At 63.9% G+C, this 8,849-nt stretch carries 8 protein-coding genes; 4 read left to right on the forward strand and 4 right to left on the reverse strand.

Going from position 1 to position 8,849, the window contains the following annotated elements; all coding sequences use genetic code 11:
• Both VN004_RS03645 and VN004_RS03650 read right to left on the reverse strand, forming a co-directional pair.
• The coding region (locus VN004_RS03645) for a 2-oxoacid:acceptor oxidoreductase subunit alpha (RefSeq protein ID WP_325607125.1) at nucleotides 1-1,689 on the reverse strand (1,689 nt) is incomplete at its 3' end.
• Complete coding sequence (locus tag VN004_RS03650; protein WP_325607127.1) at nucleotides 1,662-3,467, reverse strand: FAD-dependent oxidoreductase; 1,806 nt, start codon at nucleotides 3,465-3,467, stop codon at nucleotides 1,662-1,664. The genes VN004_RS03645 and VN004_RS03650, both read right to left, overlap by 28 nt.
• A 383-nt stretch (nucleotides 3,468-3,850) precedes the next feature.
• Here VN004_RS03650 and VN004_RS03655 point away from each other — a divergent pair, with 383 nt between their 5' ends.
• Both VN004_RS03655 and VN004_RS03660 read left to right on the forward strand, forming a co-directional pair.
• Nucleotides 3,851-4,516, forward strand: a complete 666-nt coding sequence (locus VN004_RS03655; protein ID WP_325607139.1) for an HAD-IA family hydrolase — start codon at nucleotides 3,851-3,853, stop codon at nucleotides 4,514-4,516.
• Between the two features lie 26 nt (nucleotides 4,517-4,542).
• A complete protein-coding gene (locus VN004_RS03660; RefSeq protein WP_325607129.1) occupies nucleotides 4,543-5,316 on the forward strand; it encodes an ATP12 family chaperone protein in 774 nt (257 codons plus the stop codon).
• Between the two features lie 19 nt (nucleotides 5,317-5,335).
• Here VN004_RS03660 and VN004_RS03665 read toward each other — a convergent pair whose 3' ends face one another.
• A complete protein-coding gene (locus tag VN004_RS03665; RefSeq protein WP_325607131.1) occupies nucleotides 5,336-6,061 on the reverse strand; it encodes a class I SAM-dependent methyltransferase in 726 nt (241 codons plus the stop codon).
• Between the two features lie 77 nt (nucleotides 6,062-6,138).
• Nucleotides 6,139-6,657, reverse strand: coding sequence for a DNA starvation/stationary phase protection protein (locus VN004_RS03670; RefSeq protein WP_325607133.1), 519 nt, complete (start codon nucleotides 6,655-6,657; stop codon nucleotides 6,139-6,141).
• A gap of 183 nt (nucleotides 6,658-6,840) precedes the next feature.
• Between VN004_RS03670 and VN004_RS03675 the strand changes: the two genes are divergently transcribed.
• Both VN004_RS03675 and VN004_RS03680 read left to right on the forward strand, forming a co-directional pair.
• Nucleotides 6,841-8,361, forward strand: coding sequence for a caspase family protein (locus tag VN004_RS03675; RefSeq protein ID WP_325607135.1), 1,521 nt, complete (start codon nucleotides 6,841-6,843; stop codon nucleotides 8,359-8,361).
• A gap of 6 nt (nucleotides 8,362-8,367) precedes the next feature.
• The coding region (locus tag VN004_RS03680) for a hypothetical protein (protein WP_325607137.1) at nucleotides 8,368-8,849 on the forward strand (482 nt) is incomplete at its 3' end.

Here is an 8,849-nt window from a genome sequence, read left to right on the forward strand (position 1 = left end):
GCGAAGCTGCGCATCGCGATTCTGCTCGACGACATAGACGAAGTCGTGGTCGGCGACGAATGAGTTGACGCTGGAATGGAAGGGAAAGCCGCGCACCCGCATGCGGTCAAGCTGATGTCCGCGCTTTTCCAGGATGCCGATCGCCTCGTCCATCGCCGGAGAGGTGGACCCGAAATAGATCACGCCATATTTGGTCGGCTTGGCGGCGTTGGCGGTCAGCGGGCGCGGAACGAGATCCTTTGCGGTCTCGAACTTGCGCAGGAGCCGCTGCATGTTGTCGACATAGGGCCCGCCTTCCTCGGTGTATTTGGCATAGCGGTCGCGCGAGGTGCCGCGCGTAAAGAACGAGCCGCGAGTCGGATGCGTGCCGGGATAGGTGCGGAACGGAATGCCGTCGCCATGCACGTCGAGATAACGGCCGAATTCCACGCCGGCCTCGAGCTCGGCATGGGTCATCACCTTGCCGCGGTCATAGACGCGCGAGTCATCCCAGGTCAGCGGCGCGCAGAGCCGGTGATTCATGCCGATATCGAGATCGAGCATCACAAAGACGGGAGTCTGCAGCCGGTCGGCGAGGTCGAAAGCGGATGCGCCGAACTGGAAGGCTTCGTGCGGATCTTCCGGGAACAGCATCACATGCTTGGTGTCGCCATGCGATGCATAGGCGCAGGAGATCAGATCGCATTGCTGGGTGCGGGTCGGCATGCCGGTCGAGGGGCCGGCGCGTTGCACGTTGAAGATGACCGACGGGATTTCGGCGAAATAGGCGAGGCCGATGAATTCCTGCATCAGCGAAATGCCGGGCCCGGACGTCGCGGTAAAGGCGCGGGCGCCGTTCCAGGCTGCGCCGATCACCATGCCGATCGAGGCCAGTTCGTCCTCGGCCTGGATGATGGCGTATTTCGCTTCGCCGGTCTCCTTGTCGACGCGCAGCCGCGCGCAATAGCGGGTGAAGGCGTCGGCGAGCGACGAGGACGGCGTGATCGGATACCAGGCGCAGACGGTGGCGCCGCCATAGACCGCGCCGAGCGCCGCGGCGGCATTACCCTCGATGAAGATGCGGTCGCCGATCTTGTCGGACTTCACCACCCGCAAACCGATCGGGCATTGCAGGTTCTGATGTGCCCAGTCCCTGCCGAGATGCAGGGCGTGCACGTTCGGGCCGATCAGCTTGTCCTTGCCCTTGTATTGCTCGCCGATCAGCGTCTCGATCACCTTGACGTCCATGTCGAGCAGAGCCGACAAGACGCCGAGATAGATGATGTTCTTGAACAGCTGGCGCTGGCGCGGGTCGGTATATTCCTTGTTGCAGATCGCGGTCAGCGGCACGCCGATGACGTTGATGTCGTCGCGGAATTTCGATTGCGGCAGGGGCTTCGTCGAGTCGTAGAGGAGGTAGCCTCCCGGCTCGATCATCGCGACGTCCTTGTCGAAGGTCTGCGGATTCATCGCGACCATGAAATCGACGCCGCCGCGGGCGCCGAGATGACCGGCCTCGGTGACGCGCACCTCGTACCAGGTCGGCAGGCCCTGGATGTTCGAGGGGAAGATGTTGCGCGGCGAGACCGGAACGCCCATCCGCATCACGGCTCGGGCGAACATCTCGTTCGCGCTGGCCGAGCCGGAGCCGTTCACATTGGCGAAGCGGATGACGAAATCATTCACGCTGCTGAGCGCTGGGCCTGGCATCCTCGATCACCCGCATGAGTCATTTCGATCAGATATTTCTGCATGTCCCAGGCGCCGGTCGGACAACGTTCCGCGCATAGCCCGCAATGCAGGCACACGTCCTCGTCCTTCACCATCACCCGGCCGGTCTTCAGCCCGTCCTGCACGTAGAGATCCTGCGTCAGGTTCAGCGACGGCGCTTCGAGGCGCTGACGGAGATCGGCTTCATCGCCGTTCGGCGTGAAGGTGATGCAGTCCATCGGGCAGATGTCGACGCAGGCGTCGCATTCGATGCAGAGCTGCGACGTGAACACCGTCTGCACGTCGCAATTCAGGCAGCGATGCGCTTCGCCGAGCGCGAGATTGACGTCGTAGCCGAGCTCGACCTCCGCCTTGATGTCGCGCAGCGCCACCGTCTTCTCGCGCAACGGCACGCGGTAGCGCTGGTCCAGCGTGATGTCGTTGTCATAGGACCATTCGTGGATGCCCATCTTCTGGCTGACGACATCGACATGCGGCAGCGGCCGCTCGCTGATGTCCTCGCCCGACAGCATCTTGTGGATCGACAACGCGGCGTCATGGCCATGCGCGACCGCCCAGATGATGTTCTTGGGCCCGAACGCGGCATCGCCGCCGAAGAACACCTTGGGATGGGTGGAGCGCAACGTGGTTCCGTCGACCACCGGCATATCCCATTTCATGTCGAATTCGATGCCGATGTCGCGCTCGATCCACGGATAGGCATTCTCCTGGCCGACCGCGACGAGGACGTCGTCGCACGGGAAATGCTGATCGGGCTCGCCCGCGGGGACGAGATTGCGGCGGCCCTTGGCGTCGTATTCGGCCTTCACCTTCTCGAAGGTGATCCCGGTGAGCTTGCCGTTCTCGTGGGTGAATGCCTTCGGCACGAGATAATTGTGGATCGGGATATCCTCGTGCATGGCGTCTTCCTTTTCCCAGGGAGACGCCTTCATCTCGTCGAAGCCGGATCGCACCACGACCTGCACGTTTTCGCCGCCGAGCCGGCGCGCCGAACGGCAGCAATCCATCGCGGTGTTGCCGCCGCCGAGCACGATGACGCGCTTGCCGATCCTGTCGACATGGCCGAAGGCGATCGAGGACAGCCAGTCGATGCCGATATGGATGTTCTTCGCCGCTTCCTTGCGGCCGGGAATGTCGAGATCGCGTCCGCGCGGCGCACCTGACCCGACGAAGATCGCATCGTAATTGTCGTCGAGCAGCGCCTTCATGGAATTCATGCGCTGGCCGCCGCGGAATTCGACGCCGAGATCGAGGATGTATCGGGTCTCCTCGTCGATCACCGAATCCGGCAGGCGGAATTTCGGGATCTGCGTGCGCATCATGCCGCCGGGCAGGGGATCGGCGTCGAACACCACGCATTCGTATCCGAGCGGCGCGAGATCGCGCGCGACCGTGAGCGAGGCGGGACCGCCGCCGACGAGCGCGATGCGCTTGCCGTTCTTCACGCGCGCCTTCTTCGGCATGCGTGCGGACACGTCGTCCTTGTAATCGGCGGCGACGCGTTTCAATCGGCAGATCGCGACCGGATCCTTTTCGACGCGGCCGCGCCGGCATGCGGGCTCGCACGGGCGATCGCAGGTGCGTCCGAGAATTCCCGGAAACACGTTCGACTTCCAGTTGATCATGTAGGCGTCGGAATACCGACCCTGCGCGATCAGCCTGATGTATTCTGGTACGGGCGTGTGCGCCGGGCACGCCCATTGGCAGTCCACGACCTTGTGGAAGTAATTGGGATCGTCGATGTCCGTTGGTTTCATCGACTCCTCTCGCGCGCGTCCCGAAGCCTGTCGGCTTCTTGCGGTGGTATGGGACCGGCGAGCCGATAACGGCAGGCTGGCATTTCCATCCCTCATTGGGTCGGCTTGTATCCGTCGACTCCAAGGCCGATTTTAGTCACTCCCATTCCGAAAAGCCACAGGAGTGCTGTCGGGGACGGCGAATCCCGGCATATGGTTGATCGAGCGGTGTCCGCCGGGCCGTGGATTCATGGCGAGGGATCACGATATGTGACGCCCGGCCGCGCGGCGCCGATTTTCGTGATAGCCAACGCGCGCTTGTGCATTGCACAAGATCGCGTCATACGAACGCCCGCCTTACCAACGTCTATGTCCAATCGCGGAGCAGACTGCTGAAACTCGTCATTTTCGACTGCGACGGCACCCTGGTCGACAGCCAGAACATGATCTGTGCCGCAATGCAGCGCGCCTATGAGGCCCATGCGATCGCTTGTCCGCCGCGCGAGCGGGTGCTGTCCATCGTCGGACTGTCCTTGCGCGAGGCGTTCGACCGGCTGTGCGAAGGGCAGGGCGACGTCCCGATCGACAGCATGATCGAACGATATAAAGAGGCGTTCTTCGAGCTGCGTCATTCGCCCGAGCATCAGGAGCCGCTCTATCCCGGCGCCCGGGATGCCGTCACCGGGCTTTCGACCCGCGACGACGTGCTGCTCGGGATCGCGACCGGAAAGTCGCAACGCGGCGTGCGAGCCATCCTGACGCATCACGATCTGCTGGCGCATTTCGCGACCATCAAGACCGCGGATGACGCGCCGTCAAAGCCGCATCCCGGAATGATCCTCGAGGCGATGCACGAGACCGGCATCGCGCCGCACGACACCATCATGATCGGCGACACCACATACGACATGGAAATGGCGCGTGCCGCGGGCGTCCATGCGATCGGAGTGACCTGGGGCTATCATCCGGCCGCGCTTCTGGAGCAGAGCGGCGCGCACGCGGTTGTGTCCGATTTCACGGAACTTCGACCCTGCCTCGAGACGTTATTGCTGGCCCGGGAGCCGGCCTGATCCCGGTATGTAACGGACGATTTTTGATGCGCGATATCTTCGAAGATCTCTTCAAGGCGGAAGCGCTCGACCCAATGGAGGCTGCCCGGCGCAATGTTCGCCCGAACTTGCGCAAGCGCTTCTACAAGACAGCAGGCGTTGCGCCTGATGGCGATGTGTTTGTGGTCACGCTGGACGGCAAGCCGATCCGCACGCCGGCGCGCCGCCCGCTCGCGGCAAGCTCGCGCGAACTCGCCGAGGCGATTGCGCAGGAATGGCAGGCGCAAACCGACGTCATCGATCCCGCGCACATGCCGCTCACCCGGCTTGCCAATTCGATCATCGACGGGGTCGCCGACAAACCGCAGGAGGTGCGGGACGAGGTCGTGAAGTATCTCGGGTCCGATCTGTTGTTCTATCGCGCCGACGGACCGGAAGGACTCACCGAGCGCCAGATGAAGGAATGGGATCCCGTCGTGCGCTGGGCCGCGGACACGCTGGGCGCGCGTTTCATCATGGTCGAAGGCGTAGTGTTCGCGGCGCAGCCGGAGGAAGCCATTGCCGCGGCGGCGAAGGCCATTCCGGCCGATGCCTGGCGGCTCGGCGCTCTGCATTCTGTGATGACATTGACCGGCTCACCGCTCCTTGCCCTCGCGCTCGCCGCGGGCGCGATTTCACCGCAGGACGCGTGGAAGGCTGCGCATGTCGACGAGGACTGGCAGATGGAGCAATGGGGCCGCGATACCATGGCGATGGAGCGCCGCGCGCATCGCGAAGCCGAGATGGAAGCCGCGGCGAAGGTATTGAGGCTGGTGCCCTGACCTCGATTGCGCCGACGGGTCAGGTCGGCTTGCGCATCGCGAACTTGTTGTCGAATGCCTTGAACTCGACCTTCTGAAGGAAGGCGAATTCAAGGACATTCATGTGAATTTCCTGCCAGTCGAAATCGTCGCCGATCAGCACGCCGCCCGGCCGCAGGATGTCCCAGTACAATTCCAGATCGGCGCGAAATCCGCGCGAGGTGTGATCGCCATCGACATAGATCAGGTCCGGCGCGAATTCGATTTCGCGAAACACTTCCGCCGCCGCGACGCTGGTGATCGAGAACGGAACGATCAGATCGTTCAGGCCGTGGCGAACCACGTTGCGCATGAAATCGTCGTAAAATGTCGCGCGGCCGTTCGTGAGCTTGAGGGTGCGGCGCTCCGGGGCATTCAGGAAATGCTCGGAGCTGCCGAGCCACGTATCGACGCAGATGATGCAGCTGTCGTTCAGTCCGGCGGCGCGCAGCAGACGGCCCATATGGACGGCGCTGCCCCCAAGCCAGGTGCCGATCTCGACGATCCGGCGGGGCCGGATCAGTTCGATATAGTCCCGGAAATACGGATGATCCGAGCCCCAGCCCTCCGGCAGGGCATCGGTCAAGGATTTGGAGACTGTTTCGGACGCCGCATACGACGCGAAGGGGTCGACCCCGTCGAAAACGCGGTCGACAAACTGCTTGCGAACCGGCGAGCGCGCGTCTCCACTTTCGCCGTGCGCAGCGGAAGTAGCGGAAAGGGTCATGCTGGCCGGCGTGTCGCTGGGATTGAAGAACTCTGCACGCCGGCAGCTTAGGCGCGGAGGGCGCGCCGGTTCAACCTCTATTGTCCCGTCGCCGTCGCTGCGCGGCCCGATTCATACAGGAACCACACCCGCTTTTCGGCCTGGTCGATGTAGTTCTCCAGAAGGCTCGCAGTCGCGACGTCACCATGCTCGTCGCAGATGTCGTGGACCTGCCGCATCGCCTTGATCAAGGTCTGATTGTCCTCGCGCAACTCGGCCAGCATGTCCTGTGCGTCCACGTAACCCGCGTCGTTGTCGGCGATCCGCTGGTGACGCGCGATGTCGCCGATCGAGCGCAGCGTCGTGCCGCCGATCTTGCGAACGCGTTCGGCGATCTCGTCGGTCATGGCGAAAAGCTGATCGCCGTGCTCATCGAACATCAGATGATAGTCGCGGAAATTCGGACCGCTCACATGCCAGTGGAAGTTCTTGGTCTTCATATAAAGCGCAAAGGTATCTGCGAGCAGGGCATTGAGCGCGCCGCTGATATCCTTGGTGGCGTTGCCGCCAAGATCGGTCGGGGTGGCGAGGCGGGCTCGGGTCTTTTCGGCGCTCATCTGTAAGTCTCCTGAAAAGGTGATCGTAACTTGGCGCAGTGTCGCGCATAGGTCACGAGGGAAGTTGACAGGGGGTTACATAATCACTCCCGGCTCTCTGGAAATTGACCGCACGGCGCTTTTGGCAAGCTGTCCAAGGTTTGAGCAATTTGTGCTAAGTCTTTCCGGCTTGGAGCGAATTTCATGTTGCTATCGGCTCTCCGCGCCGGTCTCGCGGTTGCCATCGCGGCCGGTTTGATCGGCCTGTATGTCGCCGAGGCGTCCGCCCAGACGCGTCGTGCGCTGGTGATCGGAGCGGACGACTATCGCAATGTTGCGAAGCTGCAGAAGGCGGTGGGCGACGCGCGCGCCATGAAGGCCGCGCTGGAGAAAGTCGGCTTTTCCGTCGATATCCTGATCAATCCGGACCGGGCTGCCTTCAACAGCGGCATCTCGGAATTCACCCGCAAGCTCGGACCCGGCGATATCGCGTTGATCCATTATTCCGGACACGGCGTCGCCCTGGACGGTGAAAACTATCTCTTGCCGGTCGATGCGCCCCGGCCGGACCGGGTGGACAAGGAGGGGCTGAAGCTCGAATCCTTCGCGCTGATGCCGCTGATCGAGCGCGTGCGCGCCACCGGGTCGAATGTCCAGATCGCGATCGTGGATGCCTGTCGCGACAATCCCTATGCCCAGAGCGGCACCCGGTCGGTCGGCCGTCGCGGCGGGCTGGTCGAGCCGTCCCGGCGTCCGGTCAAGGGGCAGGGCGGCTTCTTCATTCTGTTCTCGGCCGGCTTCGGCCAGACGGCCGCGGATCGTCTGGACGACAACGATCGCGAACCGACGTCGGTTTATACCCGCACGCTGCTTCGCAAGATTGCCGTCGAGGGCAAGCCGATCACCGATCTGGCGCGCGAGGTGCGCGAGGACGTGGAAGAGCTGGCCGCGACCGTGAACCACGAGCAGCGCCCGGCCTACTACGACGAACTGTCCGGACCGCTGTTCTATTTCGCGCCGCCCCGGTCCGGTGGCGCCGTGGCTCTTGCCCCGGTGCAGCCGCAGGTTCAGCCGCCTCAATCCGCGACACCGCGCCCGGCCCAGCAACCGGCCGCCGCCGTCCCGGTTTTGACGCCACAGCAGGTGGCGTCCCTCCCGGCCGGTCCGAGCTTCGATTGCCGCGCCGACACCAAGCCGGTGGAGCAGGCGATCTGCGGCGACGCCGCGCTATCGGCGCGCGACCGCATTCTGTCGCAGGTCTATTACCGGCTCGCCGATCGCCTGCCGCAAACAGAACGCGTTGCGCTCCGCGACCAGCAGCGCGCCTGGATCGGGCAGCGTAATGGGTGCGGCAATGCGGTGCCGTGCATCGCCCAGGCCTATGACCAACGCATCGCGCAATTGCAGGCGATGTCCGGCGGCGCGCAGCAGCAGATCGCGACGCTGACCCCGCCGCCGCCGCAACGCACGGTCTCACCGCAGGTGACGCCGAGCTTTGCCTGCACCGGCAGGCTGACGCAGGTCGAACAGGCGATCTGCAACGACCCGGCGCTGGCGCAACGCGACCGCGATCTCGATGCGCTCTACAAGGCCGCCCGTGCACGCCCCGGCGTAGCGACCGGCCAGCGCAGCTGGATCAGGCTGCGCAACGCCTGCGCCGACACGGCCTGCATCGCGCAGGCTTACGACCGGCGCATCGGAGAACTTCGGGCCGCCTTGCGATAGAGCACCATGAAAATCACCCTCGATCTGTCCAAGCTCGTCGAAGACGGCAAGCTCACGCCCGCCGAAGCCGATCGCCTGAAGGCGCTGGCCGCGCAGGACACCGGCCATCTCGGGCTCAACATCCTGACCGGGTTCGGCGTGATCGCGGCGAGCGCCGGCGCGGTTACGATCCTCCTCACCGCATTCGGGTTCAGCCCGGGCGCGGCCGCGATCATCGGCGGCATCGTGTTCGCGATCGGCCTCGGACTGGCGAGTGTGCGCGGCGAGGTGGTGAGCCTTCTGTCGCAGACGCTGATCATCATCGGCGCGCTGACCGGGGCAGGCGGCCTGTTGATCTACGACGAAGGATCGCTGCGCGCGGCTTTGTTCGTCACCGCCATGTTCGCCGGCACCGCGATCCTGACGCGCTCCAGCCTGATGGCCGCTTTGTCGGTGGTCTCGCTCGCCGGCTGCCTCGGCGCGCGCACCGGCTATGTGCACGCGATGTA

The organism is Pseudorhodoplanes sp., assembly GCF_035565855.1.
GTDB lineage: Bacteria > Pseudomonadota > Alphaproteobacteria > Rhizobiales > Xanthobacteraceae > Pseudorhodoplanes.